Source organism: Acinetobacter bereziniae (assembly GCF_016576965.1).
Taxonomy (GTDB): Bacteria; Pseudomonadota; Gammaproteobacteria; order Pseudomonadales; family Moraxellaceae; genus Acinetobacter; species Acinetobacter bereziniae.
Genome location: NZ_CP066119.1, coordinates 4,025,957 through 4,045,109, shown reverse-complemented (window position 1 = coordinate 4,045,109; position 19,153 = coordinate 4,025,957). Strand labels below are relative to the sequence as shown.

Sequence of the window (19,153 nt, the reverse complement as noted above, 5' to 3'; positions counted from 1 at the left end):
GATTTTGAGCGTAATAAAACAACAAGCCTTTTTCATATATGAAAAAGGCTTGTTGTTTTAAAGAAAACGTGTATGGCTGAAATGTTGGGAGACGCTAAATATATTTTTTCACCACACCATCATCAAGCAATTGTTGAAAATGCTCCACTAAACTGGTCTCAATATCACGATAGTGGATGCCCAATTCTTTGATACTTTTATCTGCATTAAAGAAGATCGGATAGCCCATATTCTTTTCAATAAAGTCACGTGAATAACCAAATACAGGTCCAATAAATTTAAAAGCTTTTTTCGGAACTTGATTGCGGGGAAAAGGAAATTTTTGTCCAAAATTTTGACGTAAAATTTTTCCCATTTCCAAGAGACTGAGTGAGCCACCACTAATAATGTAGCGACCAGACGCGTGTGGGTTAAACGCGGCTAAAATATGCGCATCAGCTACATCTCGAACATCAACAATACCATTCCACATCGGTGGAACACCAAATAGCGTCATTCCGTTGGCAAATTGTTCGAGGACTTCAACACTGCCTGACTGAGTATTTGCCGTTAGTGATGGTCCAAGCACTAAAGCTGGATTTACACAAATAAGCTCCCAGCGATTTTGTGCTTCTGCCATTTCCCAAGCTTTTCGTTCAGCCATGACTTTAGAGTAAGGATAAGGTTGATGGGTCGTTGAACTGGTTATGTTCCAATGGGACTCATCAAACTGATTGTGTTCAGTTTTTAATATATCGATTGCATCACCATAGGTTGAAGCAATACTTGATGTCACAATGACACGTTTTACAGAATCTGTTTTATTGACGCTATTGAGGACATTTTCTGTTCCTAAAATTGCAGGCTCAATAATATCTTTAATGGCATCTTTATAGTTGGTCACTACAAATGGTGATGCCATATGTAATACAACTTCACAACCTTGCATCGCCTCATCGAAAGAATCTTTTTCTAGCAGATTGGCTTTGAAAAGCTTAAGTGTTCCTGTGCTTTGCTGTGCTATTTTTTCAAGATGGGCAAAGCTTTGTTTTTTATTTAAATCCCGTACAGTTGCATGAACGGTATAACCTTGCTCCAATAGCTTTTGAATCACCCAACTCGCAATATAGCCTGTTGCACCTGTGACCAAAATTGGGGCTGAAATATTTCCCTGAACCATTATTTTTTCCTTCTAATTTTTAATATTCAATATCATAAATATTAAGGCGAATGTTGTCTTGAAATATTAGCATTAAAAAAATTAAAAAAGTGATCGCTTGAGTTTCGCGATTAAAATTTAATAGAAAACAAAATCATGATGGCAAATAAGAAGCATTTTTAATGGTTACAAAATAAATCATTGTCATTTTTAGCAATAAATCGCCATCAAAAGTATGGTGAATTATTGCAAGAGGTTATTTTATATATAGAAAATTACTTATTTGAATTGCAAATGCGTATGTTTCTCATTTTAATTTTATAAAAATCATAAACTTACACATTTTGCCTTTTGCAAATTTTATAAAATTTGCCCATACTATTGCAAAAGAATGTGGAGTAATTGAAATGCGTGGCAATCCAGAAGTCGTAGACTATCTAAATATGTTGATCGGTGGCGAACTGGCTGCTCGTGATCAATACCTCATTCATTCTCGTATGTACGAGGATTGGGGCTTAAGCAAAATTTATGAGCGTATCGATCATGAAATGCAAGAAGAAGCTTCACATGCTGATGCTTTAATTCGCCGTGTACTTTTCCTTGAAGGTACACCGAATATGAATCGAGATGATATCGTCACTGGTGAAGATGTGGTGACTTGCTTAAAAGCAGATTTGGCGTTGGAATATCATGTGCGTGAAAAACTTGCACAGGGCGTAAAACTGTGTGAAGAAAAAGGTGACTACGTTACCCGTGATATGCTTCGTCAGCAAATGAATGACACAGAAGAAGACCATACGTATTGGTTAGAAAAACAATTGCGTTTGATTGAATTGATTGGTTTGCAAAACTATATTCAGTCGCAAATGTAAGAGTTGCTGTATGAGATCAAAAGCCTTTAGATTTTATCATCTAAAGGCTTTTTTTATTGGTGTCGAGCTATTTCAGCACCAAACAAGCTCAATCATTTGTTCGATGTTTAAGTGCTAATTAAATAGCATGCCATCATAGCTAAGGCTTTATACAATTATTTTTTTGAAAATTTTTGGATATCAGCAAGCACTTGATTTGCGTGCGTTTGAGTATTTACACTGCTGTAGTGATACACAATTGAGCCTTGAGGATCAATTAAGAAAGTTTCTCTTTTTGCGATTTTGGTAATTCCGAGATTACGCACAATCCCAAACTGATTCGCCAATTGGTGATTGGTATCCGCAAGAATCGGGAAATTGAGTCCCAATTTTTCTGAAAATTTCTGATGAGATTTTACATCATCCAAACTTACACCAAGCACTACAGCATTATTCTTAATGAATTGTGGATAGAGTGATTTGAATTGATTGGCTTCTTGAGTACAACCAGGTGAATCATCCTTTGGATAGAAGTACAGAACGACCCATTTACCTTTATATTGACTCAGTTCATGCCATTTTGAATTTTGATCTTGTAGTTTAAAACTGGGCGCAGGTTTTCCAACCCATTGTCGTTCTGATTCATAAGAAGAAAAAATTGAATTTTCAGCATGACTGACCCGATTCAACATCAACAGGGTAGAAATAGAAAGTAACCCTATACCTAATATTTTAAGTGATTTCATTGTATATCCTTTGCTGCGTTGAGCCTAAATCCATACTAACAAAGTTTAGCTGTACAGCGCGTGGAGAAATGTTGGCTTTTATTTGAAACGCCTTTATGATTTTTAAAGTTGTATATCATCAAGAGAACAATATGGACGTCGGTGCAGTACTCATCCAATTGAAAATGGATAAGAAAGATGATGTGAGGGCATGGCAGGAAATATTACATCGTAGACAAGCTGAGGCAATACAGACACTTGTTGCTGAAGGTGTGCATGTAGAATCATGGTTTCATGTGGAACTGGATGGTCTTGACTATTTGATTGCTTATACTCGTGCCGATGATATTTCTAAAGCGCATGAAACTTCGAGAAATAGTCAATTTGCAATAGATCAACTCCATCAACAATTTAAAAGTACATGGGCAAAAGTGATTCCTGCAAGCTTATTGGTTGATTTAGATGTTAAGCAACAATTATTGGTTGATTTAGATGTTAAGCAACAATAACTAAAAAATTGACATTAACGTTTTGATTTTTAGATACTAATTCTGGCGTTGTAATCAGATCTGTTGTTCTATTATTTTAAGCATGCTCTAATCAACGCTTCTGATGATTTTTAACAGTGATTTGAATTGAATCGACGTATTTTGCTGATTACTGGTTGGGGCGGTGGAACAAAGCTGCTCATGGCATTACAACAACGCTTAGAACAGCAAGGTCATGCCGTTGAGCTGATTAATATTTTTAATGCCTTGGATCAACAAGTCTTACAATACTATGTTGAAAAGGCTCAATCCTTTGATGTGATTTGTGGCTGGTCTTTAGGTGGGCAGTTGGCAACCTTGTTGGTCGACCAAATCGAAAAACAATATCAGCAAAAGAAGATATTGATCACACTGGCTTCAAATCCATGTTTTGTCGCAAATGCTGAATGGCAAACGGCAATGCCTCAAACTACATTTCAAAACTTCAAACAATCCTTTGTAGATGATGCAATTGCCACACTGAAAAAATTTGGTTTTATGGTCTGCCAGGGCAGCGAAACCAGCAAAGCAGATTTTGCTAAATTGCAAAGTTTGATTAAGCCACAAAATTTAGAACTATTAAGACAGGGTTTGTTGTGCTTAGAGCAATTAAATCATGTTGAGATCTTAAAAAATTATACTGGAAAGCAATATCACTTGTTTGCAGAGCAAGATTTCTTAGTTAGTCACAAAGTCTTTGAAAATTTCCAGAAATTCAATGCAAAGTTTTTGGATGTTGAGCTATTTACAGGTTCACATGGGCTTCCAGTTTTTAATTTTGAATTGGTTTCTGATAAAATCTGCCAATATTTACAAAAAATAGAATAAATCATTGGACGAGTGGTAAATCTCGCAATTTATTTTTATTCTCTGTAGGTTTAACATCGGTACACTGTTTTTGCTGTAACTGCTTTACCTATGGATACTGGAGTAAATGGATGACCGATTTAAACAACCGAGCGAACGAATTGGTCGCAGATGATCTAGGTTTTGATCGTGAACATCTTTGGCATCCTTATACATCCATGACACAGCCCTTACCCAGTTTTAAAGTCAAAAAGGCGTTTGGTGCAACAATTGAACTTGAAGATGGTCGTCAACTCATCGATGGTATGTCCTCATGGTGGTGTGCGATTCATGGTTATAACCATCCTGAATTAAATCAAGCAGTCACCGATCAACTCCAAAATATGTCACATATTATGTTTGGCGGATTTACCCATGATCCTGCGATACAATTGGGAAAGTTGTTGCTTGAAATCACTCCGCCAAGTCTCGACAAAATTTTCTTTGCAGATTCCGGTTCTGTTGCAGTTGAAGTCGCATTAAAAATGGCAGTGCAATATTGGTCTGCTCAAGGCAACGCGCTAAAAACCAATTTTGTCACCCCCCGCTCTGGTTATCATGGAGATACATGGAATGCGATGTCTGTCTGTGATCCCGTAACAGGTATGCATCAAATTTTTGGATCAAGTTTACCCAACCGTTTTTTTGTCCCTGCACCCAAAGTTGGTTTTTATGAAGAATGGGATCAACAAGATATAGCGGCACTTGAAGAAACTTTGGCAGTACATCATGCCAGTATTGCAGGTTTGATTCTTGAGCCGATTGTACAAGGTGCGGGAGGGATGCGTTTTTATCATCCTGAATATTTACGTCAAGCCAAATTGCTCTGTGAGCAATATGATGTTTTATTAATTTTTGATGAAATTGCAACTGGCTTTGGACGCACAGGAAAATTATTTGCATGGGAACATGCGCAAGTCGAACCTGACATCATGTGTATAGGTAAAGGTTTGACGGGTGGATATATGACCCTTTCAGCGACGATTACCTCAAAGCAGGTGGCTGAAACGATTAGTCAGGGAGAGGCGGGGGTATTTATGCATGGTCCTACTTTTATGGCAAATCCTTTAGCTTGTGCTGTGGCGGTAAAAAGCACTGAATTACTCATAAATCAAGATTGGCAAAACAATATTCAGCGTATCGAAACTCAGCTTAATCGCCATTTGACACCATTACAATCACTCAAGCATGTTGCTGATGTCCGTGTATTGGGAGCAATCGGTGTGGTTGAACTCACCGTTAATGTAGATATGAAAACCTTACAACAAGAATTTGTACGTCGTGGTATTTGGGTTCGTCCGTTTGGTAAATTGGTTTATGTGATGCCGCCTTATGTGATTAAGGACAGTGAGCTTTATATTTTACTTACACAGTTGGTTGAAGTTGTTAGCGGTATGGAGCAAAACATATGAGTGCAACCAATAGATTGCTGGACCACTATGCCAAACAATTGGATGAGCTAAAGCAACAAGGAAACTTTCGACAATTTAGTTCAAATACACAGCAAGGTCGTGAGATATATATCCATGATCAGCAAATGCTAAATTTCGCTTCAAATGACTATTTAGGTTTGGCTTCTGACCTTGAACTAAGAAAGCAATTCTTTGATGAAACGCCAAATGCTCAGCACCGAATGAGCTCTTCATCTTCACGCTTGTTGACGGGGAATTTTCCAGAATATGAATTGCTAGAAGAAAGTTTAACTCAAGCTTTTAACGGTCGTGCTGCGTTGCTGTTTAACAGTGGCTATCATATGAATATTGGTATTCTGCCTGCTCTTGCTGATAGTAAGACACTGATTCTTGCTGATAAATTAATTCATGCCAGCATGATTGATGGCATCCGTTTGTCATCCGCAAAATATGTGCGCTATCGACATAATGATCTCGAACATTTGGCTCAATTGTTGCTTAAATATCATGATGATGAGGCTTTTGAGCGGATTATTGTGGTGACTGAATCCATTTTTAGTATGGATGGTGATGAAACAGATTTAACAAAATTGGTTGAGATTAAAAAGCAGTTTTGCAAAGTCATGTTATATGTAGATGAAGCACATGCAATCGGTGTTCGAGGTGAGCACGGTTTGGGTTGTGCTGAGCAATATCAAGTGATCGAAGAGATTGATTTTTTAGTTGGAACTTTCGGTAAGGCAATTGCATCAGTTGGTGGCTATTTAATTTGTCACCCAGTCATTCGAGCGTTTCTGATTAATTCGATGCGTCCTTTGATTTTTAGTACGGCTCAACCCCCAGTTTGTATGGCTTGGACAAATTTTATCTTTCAGAAAGTTTTAGGTTTAAATCAATTGCGCCAACATTTATACAATACCAGTGGGTACTTACAACAGGCTGTACAAGCGAAGGGCTTTGATTGTCCATCTACTTCTCATATTGTTCCCGTGATTATTGGCGACTCAAGCCAAACAGTGATGAAGGCAAAAACTTTACAAGAAGCAGGGTTTTACATTATGCCTGTACGTCCACCGACTGTTCCACAACACGGCTCAAGGTTACGTATTTCTTTAACTGCTCAAATATCTCGAGCTGATTTAGATCAGCTGATTCCCCTATTGTAAGCAGAACGTATTGTGAGCTGAATGTGAAATCTCTAAAACTTGATATGTCACAGATTGCGTTGCGTTTTGCGCAGGCAGGGCAGAGCTATCCAGAACAAGCAATCGTGCAAAGAAAAATTGCTCAGCATTTGTCTGATTTAATCACTCAATATGGTGTTGGTGAGTATGACAAAGTATTTGAAATTGGTTGTGGTTCAGGAAATCTAACCCAGCTTTTAATACAAAAATTCAATATCAAAGATTTGATTTTGAATGATCTTTATGAAGATGTTCAGCAGCATTTTAACTTTAATGTAATAAGTAACCCTCAGGTAAACTGGTTAATTGGGGATATTGAACAACTTGAGTTTCCACAAAACTTGAACTTGGTTGCTTCAAGCTCTGCCCTACAGTGGATAAATGATTTAGATGCGATTTTTAAACAGGCGTTTCATCATTTAACCGCACAAGCCGAACTGTGTTTTTCGAGTTTTGGTCAGCACAATTTGCGAGAAATTAAAAGCTTAACAGGGCAGGGATTGAGCTATTTATCTATCAAGGACTTACAGGCTAAATTGCAGAAAAATGGTTTTGAAATTTTGCATTTATCTGAGCAGATTGAACAGTTGACTTTTACCCATCCCAAACAAGTTTTACAACATTTAAAAGCCACAGGTGTAACCGCAACGGCTTCTTCATTCCGTTGGACAAAGCAAAGCCTTATGGATTTTTACCAAAATTATCAACAGTTTTCTTATGTTGATGAGGCAGGAGTACTTCAGTATCGCCTGACTTATCATCCTATTTATTGTATCGCGCGGAGAATGTCATGACTGGATCAGTTTACTTTATTAGTGGAATAGATACGGGGATTGGCAAGACCTATACGACGGGATATTTAGCAAAATTGTGGAATGCGCAAGGGCGTAAAACTATTACTCAAAAGTTGATTCAGACTGGTAATACAGATATATCAGAAGATATTCAACAACATCGAGAAATTATGGGCATGGGCTGGTTTCCAGAAGATGAAACCAAACTGACCATGCCAGAAATTTTTACTTATCCTGCATCACCACATTTGGCAACACAAATAGATGGACGTGAAATCGACTTCCAAAAAATTGAATCTGCCACAGATCAACTTGCACAAAACTATGAAGCTGTTTTATTGGAAGGTGCCGGTGGTTTGATGGTGCCACTCACTACAGAGCTGCTGACAATTGATTATATCGCTCAGAAAAAACTGCCAGTGATTTTAGTGAGTTCTGGTCGTTTAGGGAGTATTAATCATACGATTTTAAGTTTAGAAGCATTGAAGAGTCGTGATTTAGAGTTGTATGCGCTTGCCTATAACTTAAATGATGAATCTCAGGATGAACTAATTTCAAAAGATACCGCAGAATATTTAAAAGCCTATTTAGGGAAACATTTTCCGAACAGTATCTGGATCGATATTCCAGTAATCTCATGATAAAGCACGCTATCAAGTGCTTGATGCTGTATAAAAATACTTTGCTTTCGAGAGTAGGTTTTAACTTGAAAGCGCTTAAACAGAGAGAGGATGCTGCTGATGAGTTTTAAAATTCAAATTGAATTATTGAATGAGTCTGAACGCTCTTCTTTAGATTTTGAAAGTAATGCATCCACTCAAATTTTAAATAGCTTTGATCAAATTGATTGGTCGAAACAAGCTGTTTGGGGGATGTTAGAGCAACATCAAGGCGAGTTTCCCTTTTTTCAGGTTGAGCAGATACAGAGTGGGCGTAAGTTTGGTGGTCTTTTGATTGCCTACAGTCACGATCAATATAATTTTAATGTGCATGCAGAACTGTATCAAAAACAGCAAAAGTCACATCTTTTTGGTTTATTTAAATCTGAAAGCATGCCAAGCTTTGATAACGATGATGTGCCTTTTGAGGTATTTCGTGACTGTTTGGAAAAGTTTTTGCGTGGCAATGATTCCGAAATTGAACGACTACTCAAGATAAAATATAAAAGCTATGGTCATACAGATGCATTTAGTCGATAAATGATTGAACATTAAATTGTAATGAGGAAATTAATTAAAGATATGTTTCTGTTTGATAATAAAGAATATTTAAAAATTTTCCTAATCGCTTCTTATCGTCGTTACATTCAGCATAAAGTCATAACAAATTAGTCTTTTTAAAAAATCAAAAGTCATTTATATTTCATATCAGTAGCGTAATTTATATCCAATAAGCGCTGTGTAATAAAATAAACTGAAAACAATCAAGAGGTGAGCCATGTCAGGATGGTATGAAATTAGTCAAGCAAAAGATGGTCAATATCGCTTTGTATTGAAAGCAGGAAATGGAGAAATTATTCTTACCAGTGAATTGTATAAAGCAAAGGCTTCAGCACAGAACGGTATTGCTTCTGTACAAAAAAATAGCCCCGATGATGCTCGTTATGATCGCCTTGAAGCCAAAAATGGTAAACCCTACTTCAATTTAAAAGCCGCAAATCATCAAATCATTGGAACGAGCCAATTTTATTCGGGTGATGCAGCGCGCGATAATGGGATTGAATCTGTAAAGAAAAATGGTCCTTCTGAGAAAATTAAAGATTTAACTGAACAAGCAGAATAGACTGTTAAAATTTTCTAAAAAAGCATGTGATTTACATGCTTTTTTTATGGCAATATTAAGTTGATTAAAAATACCATTATTTATCAAAATTGATCAATTCAATGAAATTATTTAAATGAATTTTAATGAAATTGTTAAGTTTAAAATTACAATTTTGACATAAATCTTCAAATACATTTTAAAAAGATAGAATATAAAAACATCAAGAGTATTATATTTATTAGCTTTGCATTTACTTTTAAATCTTAATTGAGTTTTTATCATAAATTTATATGACTATTTTTAAGCATTTTTAAAATTTAAATATGTTATGGTCAATTTATTATCAAATTAAGTTCACTGTATCGGTTTGGTATTATTGAGTTTTAATAAATAATTTGCGATTAGGGTATTTGACCATTTAATCAAATACTTTTCGGAAAATATGTGAATTAAATTGAGTATTTTTAAATATTGCTAATGTAATGAAGAATTATATCGATGGAGTTGGGTGAGTGTATCTAGATTATAGGAGATATTCCATAAAATAATCATATTGGAATAATCACAAGAGATAGGTTTGATTTAGATTCAGCAGTCACTTAAATAAACACTAATATAATTCACATAATATTTATTAAGTGTTAAATTGGTCACAAATAAGTGAGGTTTCTCGATGAAAATAGAAATCGCTGGTAATTCACAAATTGCTGCTGAGGTTATTTCCCAAATTCAAATATGGGATGCTGCTGTTGTTGGTAACAGTCTTGAACACCTCTTAGATCAATGTGCACAAGATGTCAGTCTGTTTGACGTCAGTACTCAAATGGATGGTATTCACGCCTATAAACAGGAATGGGAAAAGTTTAGCCCTTATTTTAGCGAGAATATAAAAATTGTTCGACGTAATATGAAAATATATGCCTCAAACGATTTGGCCATACTGCATTGTCATTCTAAAGTGGAAAATACGGCACTGAAAGATAAGTTACAAATGCCTTGGTGTCGAACCACATTATGTCTTCAAAAGAAAGAAGGGCAATGGTTGGTGGTACATCAACATATCTCAATGCCAATAGATATGATGACTGGCAAAGCCATTATGTTAAAAGACAAGGCAAAATTGAGATTAGTAGTATAATTAGGGTTTGTGGACAATTCGTCTATGTTTGCGACTAGGTGTGTTTTTTAGGCGATTCTAGGCGCGAAATACGAAATTTAGTCATTCTAAATGAGTAGTTCGTAACGACGAAGCGACAAAAAACACGCTAGTCCCGAAGGGTTGTGGCTAAAATTATCTCAGGCTACGTTATGAAACTTAAAAATAGTCTCGCTATTCTTTTCATTTCATGCCTTGCCTGCTCAATTTTAACCTACAACGCAAGCCATTTATGAAATGCCCACAGACCCTAATCTTTATAAAATAAACGCTCTTTCTTGGGCGTTTATTTAAATTCAATAGCAATCATTTGAAGTGGCAAAAAAGATTTTTCAGTGCTTGTTGGTTTGCTACTTGAATCACAGATCGAGTTTTGAAAAAATCATGAAAATAATCTCAAAATGTGAAAAATAATGCCAAATTCATTGTTTGCAAAATATGGTTGGTTAAAACCCTTAACTCCACGTAATCCTCATGAGCCACATCGAGTGGCAACATCTTTAGAATTGTTGTTTGATTTGATTTTTGTGGTGGCAATCGCAACAGCAGGGCAGCAATTACATCATAGTATTATTGAAAACCATTTATCACATGGTTTATTGCTTTATTTCATGGTGTTTTTTGCACTGTGGTGGGCATGGATGAATTTTAGCTGGTTTGCCTCGGCTTATGACAATGATGATGTGTTTTATCGCATCATGACTTTTGTACAAATCATCGGTTCTTTGGTTATGGCGGCTGGCATTCCGAGTGCTTTTCAGCAGCAAGATTTTGATGTGATTATTATCGGCTACGTCATTATGCGCCTTGGATTGGTAACACAATGGTTTCGGGTTGCGAAAAATGATCCAGAGCGTAAGCAAACGGCTTTGAGATATGCTTTTGGTATTATCCTTGTGCAGATTGGTTGGTTACTTTTTCATTTTTCGCCGATTCATTTTACCCTATATCTATTTGTGCTTTTGGTGATTGCAGAACTCAGCGTCCCTATCTTTGCCGAAGCACATAATATGACACCTTGGCATCCGCATCATATTTCAGAGCGATATGCATTGCTCACCATCATTGTGTTAGGTGAGTCGATCATAGGATGTTTTGCAGCAATTTCTGATGCTTTAAATAATCAGCTGTTAAGCCAAGAGTTGATCTTTTTAACCATTGGTGGCTTATTGATCATGTTTACCATGTGGTGGGCGTATTTTGATCACGATGTTGCTGAAAGATTGAATAGTCGTAAACGTGCATTCTCATGGGGTTATGGTCATTTTTTTATTTTCGTGAGTATTGCTGCATTGGGTGCCGGCTTGGCTGCTGCCGTTGATGTTGTGACCCATAAAGCTGAAATTTCTGCTGAGATCGTAACATATTTTATTGCAATTTCTTTGATTGTATATAGCGCTAGCCTATGGTTATTACAGGATATTCATCATTTGTCTGGTATAAAGAAATGGTTTTATCCAATAACCGCTGTCATTGTGCTGTGTATTCCTATGATATTGCATCAAACGGGCTATGCTGTATTTGTGATCGCCATCATTTATGCATTACGTCTTATTTTTTCAAAATGTTATTTAGCAAGATAAGCAGAGTCTTATGATCAGGGTGGCGTAAATGGGGTTTCATGATTTTTACCGAATGAGTTCACATGCTGTTATTTTCAACGAACAACAGCAAGTCCTCTTATTAAAGGCAACTTATGCAGGTTGTGCATGGGGTTTACCTGGTGGAGGATTGGATCAAGGTGAAACAGTACATGAAACGTTACGCCGTGAATGCCAAGAGGAATTGGGTTGTGATGTGAAGATTGAATATCTATCCGGTATTTATTATCACCCTACCGTTAATTCCCATGCCTTTATTTTTAAATGTACTTTGCCAAGTGATCAACAGATTCATTTAAGTGAAGAGCATTCTGAATACCAATGGTTTGATTTTGATCAGCTTTCCCCTGTACAAAAAATTCGGGTCGAAGATTGTTTTAACTTTGATGGTCAGGTCATCAGCCGGTCATTTTAAGGTGATGTCTCTTTTTCGGAAACAATAAAAAACAGGTCATCAAGACCTGTTTTTTATTCTCAGTTCATTACCTTATTTATCTGGTAGGGCATAAGCGACAATAGAGTCACCCATCTTGGTCCCAAATGAACCATGTCCACCTGCCATGATCACAACATATTGTTTGCCGTTGCTTTCATAGGTCATTGGGGTTGCTTGTCCACCTGCAGGCAAACGACCTTTCCATAATTCATCACCATTGGTGACATTAATGGCACGAATATAATCGTCTTGCGTTGCGCCAATGAACATAACATTACCAGCTGTTGAAATAGAGCCACCTAACATTGGTACACCCATTTTGAACGGCGGTAATGGAATCCCTGGCATACTGTCACGGATGGTACCGATACGACGTTTCCATGCGACATCATGTGTTTTTAAATCGACACCAGCAACATAGCCCCATGCAGGTTGTTTACATGGTAAGCCGAATGGTGAAAGGAAAGCACTGATTTCAACACCATAAGGAACACCATACATCGGTTGAACACCTGCTTCGGTACCTGCACCTTTTGCTGTTTGCTTACGGTTAGGGTCAGCTGGAATCAATTTACTGACAAATGGCAGTCCAATTGGGTTCATCACAGCAATTTGACGGTCAGGGTTCAGTGATAAACCACCCCATTCAAATACACCTAAATTACCCGGGAAAACGAGCGTGCCATTTTCTGAAGGTGGAGTATAAATGCCATCATAATTTAAACGATGGAATGAGACACGACAGATTAATTGGTCAAACATGGTTGCGCCCCACATTTGTTTATCTGTCAATTTATCTTTAGGCGCTAAGTTGAAGTCTGAGAATGGTTGAGTTGGGGAATAGAATTCGCCTTTGGTTTGTGGACCACGTTTTACAGTTTGTGGTACTGGACGTTCATTAATCGGAACGATAGCTTGACCATTACGACGGTCTAAAACAAAGGCATTTCCTGTTTTGGTCAATACATAGATGGCAGGAACAGTTTGTCCTGTTTTATCTTTAATATCAGCCAAGGTTGGTTGAGAAGGTACATCCATATCCCATAAATCATGGTGAGTGGTTTGGAAGTTCCAGACCAATTTACCTGTCGTTGCATTCAATGCTAACATTGAGTTGGCATAACGCTCATGCAGTTTGGTCCGGTTACCGCCCCAGATATCAGGTGTACCTACACCAGTGGGTACATAAACAATATCGAGTTTTGCATCATAGGCGAGTGGTGCCCATGCATTTGGTGAATTGTTGACATATTTTTGACCAGGACCTGGAATCTGGTTTGGATCTTCAGCACCTGTGTCAAATACCCAAAGCAAAGCACCTGTATTCACGTCATAACCACGAATTACACCAGAGGGTTCTTGCGTAGAATAGTTATCGGTTGTTGAACCACCAATGATAATAGTTGTACCCGTAACTACTGGTGGAGACGTTGGAATATAGCCGCCCGGATAAGGGAATGGCATATCTTTTTGCAAATCAACTTCACCGTTATGACCAAAGTCAGAACATGCTTTACCTGTATCAGCATTTACGGCAACGATACGACCATCGTTTACAGGTAAAATGACTTTACGTGGGCATTCTGTTGAAGATGATTTTTTTGCTTGCAGGCTTGTTGCAAAACCTACAGTGTTATTTGCATCGTAGTAAGAAACACCACGACAGGTTAAGTGTTGGAAAGTATTATCTGATTTAAGTTTTGGATCAAATACCCACTTTTCTTTACCTGTAGAGGGATCAAGAGAAACCAATTTTTGGTGGGTCGTACACAAATACATGTTATTGCCGATTTTAATCGGAGTAACCTGATTGGTTGTTTCACCAGAGTCATTCTCGGTTTTTGACTCGCCTGTATGATAAGTCCATGCAACTTGCAGGTCTTTCACGTTGTCCGAGTTTATTTGGTTCAATGGAGAATAACGTAAACCTGATTGAGTGCGCCCATATGCAGGCCAATCCGCATCAGCGATTCCATCAATTGGAGCAGGGGTTGGTTGTTTTGCGGATAATGTCCCACGAATTTCTTGTGGATCATTAAAGATCGAATATGCCATAACAGCAATCGTGATTGCCAAAGTACCAGAAAGTGCAATTTTAGCGCTTTTGGCATCGAAACCACGTGTTACCGCTGGAATAAGCAACCATAAACCAAACACGCCTAAGATGTCTAAACGAGGCGCAAGTGCGAAAAAGTCAGAGCCGACTTCCCAAAGCCCCCATACCACAGTACCGAGTACCAATGCGGCATAGACATATAAAGCAGAACTGCTTAACTTACGTAATAAAATTGCTGTTGCAATGAAAAGTATGCCTGCGATGATGTAGTACCAAGACCCACCAAGTGCTGCAAGCCATACGCCACCAATAAAGAGGACTAAACCAAATACGATTGCAATCGCAATGGTAAATGTTCTAAATCCTGAAGATGGAGTTTGCATATTGACCACCTATCTATTTAATTAATTTTGAATGCTTGATCATTCCCATAAGGTTTGATGAAGCAGAGAACTTAAAAAACTAGACTTTAAATATTTTAATGCCTTGGGAGAACATATGAGTAGGCATCAAAATATTTATCGTCTACAAACTAAAATGCAGTTTGCAATTTAATGCCGCCAACCCACGCATTTTCGCCATTTTTATATGCACCGACATGGCGGATATACTGTACATTTGGACGAATTGTGAGCCAGTTGGTGGCATGTACACCATAATAAACTTCGGTGTTATATTCTTCGTCTTGTTGACGAGTTTGAATGTCATTGACATCAGAATTGATGCTAATCCGTGAAAAGCCGATGGCGATATCATCTTGAGGGCGTGCATCAAATGGACCTTTATAGACCAGTCCAATATTTTGCATATTGTCTACCGTATTGGTGGTTGAGTCATGCAAGGTTAAATTCACAAAACCCGTCAAACCACGGTTTACATCACCTTGGTGTGTAGTGAATTGTTGTTTTGCAACGACCCATCCGCCTTGTTTATGATCGGTTTTATTTGGGTTTTTGATGGTTTGCGCATCGACTGTGCTGTAGTAATAGCCCAAACGATATTCGCCGGGTAAATTGGCTGTGCTGAGTTTAGGTTGCCAAACCACTTCTGCTGGAATAATTGTGCCATGAGAACCATCTGTGCTGAGGTTGAAACCTTTGCCACGCTTTAAGTTCTCAGGATTATATTCATAAGCGCCAAGTTGCGCATAAAGTTCAGGGTTGAGATTGTATTTCGCTCGAATTGCCCATTGACTGACAGGCCAGTTGTACCATTGATCACCAACCCAGTTCCCCACTTGAGAGCCGCAGAGTGCAAGGTTTTGAAAATCACAGTCAAAACTGTTAAAATCTTCGCCTTCGCCAAAACGACCCACTTTAATATCTAATTTTTGATCAAAGAATTTTTTCTTGATCCAGAAATCAGTAAGGCGCCAAGTTTGACCTCGTCCCCAAACTTCTTGGGTCGAGCTGAGTTGTCCAGCAAGCGCGTCTGAGGTTTGTGAGAGCGAGCGACCATTACGTTCAGTGATGGTGATTTGGGCTTCTGTATCTTTCCAACCCAATACTTTCTCTAAGTCGATATGGGTACCCAATGCAAACTGATCTGCATACTCGGTACCGTGGCTTGAATGATTTTTTGAATCCAGTAATGTGGCTAATTCGCCAGTATAACCGAAACTGAAGTCATAACCTTTTTGTTGCAACTCGGTTCGCTTGCCATTCCAGTCGCCAAGCATCCACGGACTTTGTGGATCAAATGCATCAGCTGCCTGTGTACTTTGAAAAGAACAACATAAAGACAATAGGCTGATTGCCCCATAAAAGTAACCTTTAGATTTATTCATATTTGGTGACCTTGATAACACTTTGTAACTAATTGTTTATGATACTCTCATATTCGTATAAAAATCTATTAATTTTGACTTTTAATTGTAATTTATGCAAAAGGTTTATCGTATGGTGATAATTCTTTGTAAATACATAATTAAAATAAGGGTATCTTTGTGGTTAATTTATTCTGTTGTTTTTGTTGGACTAAATTTATTTGTATAGTGCTTGAAATGATTATGAAACGTAGGGGGTGAGGATTTTAGAGGCATTAAGAAGCAGGAATAATGAAGCATCATCAGAACACCTGTGTAATTGATTAGTATCAAGATTACACAGGATGCTCTGCTTACAATTCATACAAATTGTAAATAAAATGACCAATTTGTAATTTTATTTAACTTAAAAGATGTTGTAGTGAGTGTGTTGCTACAAATTTCCTTCGCCGAGTTGCTGACCAATATATTGATAACGCATTTGTGATCTTGAAAATTTTATTGGACATGCTAACTGGGGTTCGGTTTGATCTGCATTGGCTTTTAATGGAACATTGATCACCCAACCGCGTTCTTTGGAAATTTTGGAGTTTAGGGCTTCATCCAAACTTAAGACTGGCTCTACACAAACATCCAGTTGGCTAAATAAATCATTCCATGTTGCAAGTGTTTGAGTTTTAATCTTTTCTCGAATTGCTTGTTTGACCATTTGGCGGTCTTCAGGGTCAAAAGAAGTACCTTTTTCTAATAGAATTGGCAGTTCGAGCGCTGTTGCTAAACCTGTCATAAATTGTGGTTCTAAACTACCGATCGATAAGTAACGATCATCGGCAGTTGCATAATAATCATAGAATGTACCGCCATTCAGTTGTTCTAACTCACGCTGTTGATGTTGCCCACCTGCCAAACTGGCTGCGGCAGCCATATTGTTGAGCCCAACCACACAGTCTGTCATAGAAATATCAATGTACTGTCCAAGTCCGCTATTTTGACGTTCGACCACAGCCGCAAGAATCCCAATCACCGCATGTAATGAACCACCTGCGACGTCGGCGATCTGAATTCCCATCGGTGGTGGTCCACTGTCTTGACGACCACAATGCCCCGCGATTCCAGACAATGCAATATAGTTAATATCATGTCCCGCCTTATCTTTATATGTGCCAGATTGCCCATAACCTGTAATCGAGCAGTAAATCAGACGAGGGTTAATTTCAGACAGGGTTTGATAGTCTAAACCCAAACGTTGCATTACTCCGGGACGGAATTGTTCAACCACAATATCGTATTCAGAAATTTTTTCCTTGACCTGCGCTATACTGGCAGGATCTTTTAAATCTAAGGTGACAGATTGTTTGTTTCGATTCAGATAACTATGTGATGTTGCTTGTCCATTTGCATAGGGAGGAAACAAACGAACCAGATCTGGACGAGTAGGTGACTCGATATGGATCACTTCTGCACCTAAGTCGGCAAGATATAAAGTTGCGAATGGACCGGGTAATAAAGTCGAAAAATCGAGTACTTTCAATCCCTTTAAAGCGCTTGTCATAATTGTTTTTACCAATATAGTGTTGATTTTACATCCATAATAGAAATATAAAATTAACAAAACAATGTCATGTTCAGCCATTTACCTTGATCATTTCGGCAATTTATGATGTAAAAAGGTGATCTGCACTGTTGTAAATCGCCAATAAAACATTTTTTAGCGTCATTTAGGTCAATTGTTAGTGAACATCAAAGAGAGTGAAGGATTTACCATGAGTCGTGATACGATCAGTATCCATTTTGTGAATGCAGCCTTAACCGGTGTAAAACGTTTAGGAATGGACGTTGATACTTTACTTTCACATGTTGGCATAGAAGCAGAATTACTGCGTCAGCCTAAAGCACGTATTTCACCAGAGCAATATACTCGCTTCGTGAAAATGTTGTGGATGGTTACCCAAGATGAACATGTTGGATTTGATATTCAACCACGTCGTCTAGGCTCTTTTGCCATTATGTGCCAATTGATCATCCATGCTAAAACACTGGGTGACGCTTTAGAACTATCCTCCCAATTCTATAAATTATTTGGTGATGAATGGTCTGTAGCAGTTGAACGAGATAAACATGAAGCACGTTTGGTGCCTTTGATTCCAAAAACCATGGATCCTGATCACTTCATTACTGAAAGTATGCTGATGATTTGGCATGGTTTGGCATCTTGGTTAATTGAACGTCGTATTCCTCTGGAGCGTGTACATTTTGGCTACCCACGCCCAAATCATGCAGATGAATATGATGCATTATTCTTTGCACCTGTCATGCAGTTCGACATGCCTCGTACGGAAATTACCTTTGCTGCCGACTATTTGGATCTGCCGATTCGTCAGGATGAGGCGAGTTTAGAAGAGTTTTTAAAAGCTGCACCTGCACAACTTTTGGTGAAATTTAAAAATACCAATTCGTTGACATCACGTATCCGTGAAGTGTTGAAGAGTCAGATCGGCGAGGAAATGCCGACCTTGAATGATGTAGCATCCATGTTGTATTTATCCCCACAAACTTTGCGCCGTCGTTTAGCAGCTGAAGGTAAAAGCTATCAAGGTGTTAAAGATGCATTACGCCGTGATGCTGCTATTCATTTGTTATTAAATCCAGATTTAACCCTTGAAGATGTGGCTCAACAAGTTGGTTTTAGTGAAACCAGTACCTTCCACCGTGCATTTAAAAAATGGACTGGGGTTACGCCGGGGCTCTATCGCCAATTACATGGTTATCACTGATGACAACATGATGAAATCAAAAACTATTTTTTGATTATCCTCCGCCCAAGTTTGACTTGGGCTTTTTTATGTCTAAGCATTTTGTCGATGCATTTTCTGATATATGATGGAATGGGTTTAAACG

At 38.0% G+C, this 19,153-nt stretch carries 18 protein-coding genes; 13 read left to right on the top strand and 5 right to left on the bottom strand.

Features of this window, described 5'->3' with window-relative positions; translation table 11 throughout:
• Positions 1–94: 94 nt before the first annotated feature.
• Positions 95–1,159 (bottom strand): SDR family oxidoreductase, encoded by a 1,065-nt coding sequence (locus tag I9192_RS18865; protein ID WP_005031177.1) that lies wholly within the window; start codon positions 1,157–1,159, stop codon positions 95–97.
• 386 nt (positions 1,160–1,545) lie between these two features.
• Between I9192_RS18865 and ftn the strand changes: the two genes are divergently transcribed.
• A complete protein-coding gene (ftn, locus tag I9192_RS18860) occupies positions 1,546–2,010 on the top strand; it encodes a heteropolymeric bacterioferritin subunit Ftn (RefSeq protein ID WP_005031172.1) in 465 nt (154 codons plus the stop codon).
• A 155-nt stretch (positions 2,011–2,165) separates the two neighbouring features.
• On the opposite strand, the gene I9192_RS18855 is transcribed toward ftn, so the two are convergent.
• Entirely contained in the window at positions 2,166–2,735 is a 570-nt protein-coding gene (locus tag I9192_RS18855) for a peroxiredoxin (RefSeq protein ID WP_005031171.1), read from the bottom strand.
• 131 nt (positions 2,736–2,866) lie between these two features.
• Here I9192_RS18855 and I9192_RS18850 point away from each other — a divergent pair, with 131 nt between their 5' ends.
• The 11 genes from I9192_RS18850 to I9192_RS18800 all read left to right on the top strand — a co-directional run bounded on the left by I9192_RS18850 (position 2,867) and on the right by I9192_RS18800 (position 12,413).
• Complete coding sequence (locus I9192_RS18850; protein ID WP_005031170.1) at positions 2,867–3,223, top strand: DUF6176 family protein; 357 nt, start codon at positions 2,867–2,869, stop codon at positions 3,221–3,223.
• A gap of 126 nt (positions 3,224–3,349) precedes the next feature.
• Positions 3,350–4,069: an alpha/beta hydrolase family protein gene (locus tag I9192_RS18845; protein WP_010590849.1), complete on the top strand. Its 720-nt coding sequence runs from the start codon at positions 3,350–3,352 to the stop codon at positions 4,067–4,069.
• Positions 4,070–4,179: 110 nt separating this feature from the next.
• Positions 4,180–5,499, top strand: a complete 1,320-nt coding sequence (gene bioA, locus I9192_RS18840; RefSeq protein ID WP_005031168.1) for an adenosylmethionine--8-amino-7-oxononanoate transaminase — start codon at positions 4,180–4,182, stop codon at positions 5,497–5,499.
• The gene (locus I9192_RS18835) at positions 5,496–6,665 is read left to right on the top strand and encodes an 8-amino-7-oxononanoate synthase (protein ID WP_005031167.1); all 1,170 of its coding nucleotides are present in this window, start codon (positions 5,496–5,498) and stop codon (positions 6,663–6,665) included. Before bioA ends, I9192_RS18835 begins: the two co-directional genes overlap by 4 nt.
• Before the next feature lie 23 nt (positions 6,666–6,688).
• Positions 6,689–7,477 carry a malonyl-ACP O-methyltransferase BioC gene (bioC, locus tag I9192_RS18830; RefSeq protein WP_005031166.1) on the top strand — a complete coding sequence of 263 codons (789 nt, stop codon included), beginning with the start codon at positions 6,689–6,691 and terminating at the stop codon, positions 7,475–7,477.
• The gene (bioD, locus tag I9192_RS18825; RefSeq protein ID WP_005031164.1) at positions 7,474–8,118 is read left to right on the top strand and encodes a dethiobiotin synthase; all 645 of its coding nucleotides are present in this window, start codon (positions 7,474–7,476) and stop codon (positions 8,116–8,118) included. The genes bioC and bioD overlap by 4 nt, the downstream gene beginning before the upstream one ends.
• A 99-nt stretch (positions 8,119–8,217) precedes the next feature.
• Entirely contained in the window at positions 8,218–8,676 is a 459-nt protein-coding gene (locus I9192_RS18820) for a hypothetical protein (RefSeq protein ID WP_004830278.1), read from the top strand.
• Between the two features lie 238 nt (positions 8,677–8,914).
• Positions 8,915–9,259 carry a YegP family protein gene (locus I9192_RS18815; protein WP_004830277.1) on the top strand — a complete coding sequence of 115 codons (345 nt, stop codon included), beginning with the start codon at positions 8,915–8,917 and terminating at the stop codon, positions 9,257–9,259.
• 655 nt (positions 9,260–9,914) lie between these two features.
• Positions 9,915–10,379 (top strand): YybH family protein, encoded by a 465-nt coding sequence (locus I9192_RS18810; RefSeq protein ID WP_004830276.1) that lies wholly within the window; start codon positions 9,915–9,917, stop codon positions 10,377–10,379.
• 431 nt (positions 10,380–10,810) lie between these two features.
• The gene (locus I9192_RS18805) at positions 10,811–11,980 is read left to right on the top strand and encodes a low temperature requirement protein A (RefSeq protein ID WP_005031162.1); all 1,170 of its coding nucleotides are present in this window, start codon (positions 10,811–10,813) and stop codon (positions 11,978–11,980) included.
• Between the two features lie 28 nt (positions 11,981–12,008).
• Positions 12,009–12,413 carry an NUDIX hydrolase gene (locus I9192_RS18800; RefSeq protein WP_005031160.1) on the top strand — a complete coding sequence of 135 codons (405 nt, stop codon included), beginning with the start codon at positions 12,009–12,011 and terminating at the stop codon, positions 12,411–12,413.
• 72 nt (positions 12,414–12,485) lie between these two features.
• On the opposite strand, the gene I9192_RS18795 is transcribed toward I9192_RS18800, so the two are convergent.
• From I9192_RS18795 to I9192_RS18785, 3 genes are all read right to left on the bottom strand, one after another.
• Positions 12,486–14,873 carry a glucose/quinate/shikimate family membrane-bound PQQ-dependent dehydrogenase gene (locus I9192_RS18795; RefSeq protein WP_004830273.1) on the bottom strand — a complete coding sequence of 796 codons (2,388 nt, stop codon included), beginning with the start codon at positions 14,871–14,873 and terminating at the stop codon, positions 12,486–12,488.
• A gap of 149 nt (positions 14,874–15,022) precedes the next feature.
• The gene (locus I9192_RS18790) at positions 15,023–16,276 is read right to left on the bottom strand and encodes a carbohydrate porin (protein WP_005031158.1); all 1,254 of its coding nucleotides are present in this window, start codon (positions 16,274–16,276) and stop codon (positions 15,023–15,025) included.
• A gap of 412 nt (positions 16,277–16,688) precedes the next feature.
• Positions 16,689–17,807: a CaiB/BaiF CoA transferase family protein gene (locus I9192_RS18785; protein ID WP_200149991.1), complete on the bottom strand. Its 1,119-nt coding sequence runs from the start codon at positions 17,805–17,807 to the stop codon at positions 16,689–16,691.
• A gap of 211 nt (positions 17,808–18,018) precedes the next feature.
• Between I9192_RS18785 and I9192_RS18780 the strand changes: the two genes are divergently transcribed.
• Positions 18,019–19,029 carry an AraC family transcriptional regulator gene (locus I9192_RS18780; protein ID WP_004724010.1) on the top strand — a complete coding sequence of 337 codons (1,011 nt, stop codon included), beginning with the start codon at positions 18,019–18,021 and terminating at the stop codon, positions 19,027–19,029.
• Positions 19,030–19,153 lie beyond the last annotated feature (124 nt).

Excerpts from the sequence above, each read along its gene's own strand:
- I9192_RS18850 (WP_005031170.1), top strand. The coding sequence starts at position 2,867 with ATGGACGTCGGTGCAGTACTCATCCAATTGAAAATGGATAAGAAAGAT.
- I9192_RS18810 (WP_004830276.1), top strand. The coding sequence starts at position 9,915 with ATGAAAATAGAAATCGCTGGTAATTCACAAATTGCTGCTGAGGTTATT.
- I9192_RS18835 (WP_005031167.1), top strand. The coding sequence starts at position 5,496 with ATGAGTGCAACCAATAGATTGCTGGACCACTATGCCAAACAATTGGAT.
- bioA (WP_005031168.1), top strand. The coding sequence starts at position 4,180 with ATGACCGATTTAAACAACCGAGCGAACGAATTGGTCGCAGATGATCTA.
- I9192_RS18855 (WP_005031171.1), bottom strand. The coding sequence starts at position 2,735 with ATGAAATCACTTAAAATATTAGGTATAGGGTTACTTTCTATTTCTACC.
- I9192_RS18790 (WP_005031158.1), bottom strand. The coding sequence starts at position 16,276 with ATGAATAAATCTAAAGGTTACTTTTATGGGGCAATCAGCCTATTGTCT.
- I9192_RS18865 (WP_005031177.1), bottom strand. The coding sequence starts at position 1,159 with ATGGTTCAGGGAAATATTTCAGCCCCAATTTTGGTCACAGGTGCAACA.
- I9192_RS18780 (WP_004724010.1), top strand. The coding sequence starts at position 18,019 with ATGAGTCGTGATACGATCAGTATCCATTTTGTGAATGCAGCCTTAACC.
- I9192_RS18820 (WP_004830278.1), top strand. The coding sequence starts at position 8,218 with ATGAGTTTTAAAATTCAAATTGAATTATTGAATGAGTCTGAACGCTCT.
- I9192_RS18800 (WP_005031160.1), top strand. The coding sequence starts at position 12,009 with ATGGGGTTTCATGATTTTTACCGAATGAGTTCACATGCTGTTATTTTC.
- I9192_RS18785 (WP_200149991.1), bottom strand. The coding sequence starts at position 17,807 with ATGACAAGCGCTTTAAAGGGATTGAAAGTACTCGATTTTTCGACTTTA.
- I9192_RS18815 (WP_004830277.1), top strand. The coding sequence starts at position 8,915 with ATGTCAGGATGGTATGAAATTAGTCAAGCAAAAGATGGTCAATATCGC.
- bioD (WP_005031164.1), top strand. The coding sequence starts at position 7,474 with ATGACTGGATCAGTTTACTTTATTAGTGGAATAGATACGGGGATTGGC.
- I9192_RS18805 (WP_005031162.1), top strand. The coding sequence starts at position 10,811 with ATGCCAAATTCATTGTTTGCAAAATATGGTTGGTTAAAACCCTTAACT.
- I9192_RS18795 (WP_004830273.1), bottom strand. The coding sequence starts at position 14,873 with ATGCAAACTCCATCTTCAGGATTTAGAACATTTACCATTGCGATTGCA.
- ftn (WP_005031172.1), top strand. The coding sequence starts at position 1,546 with ATGCGTGGCAATCCAGAAGTCGTAGACTATCTAAATATGTTGATCGGT.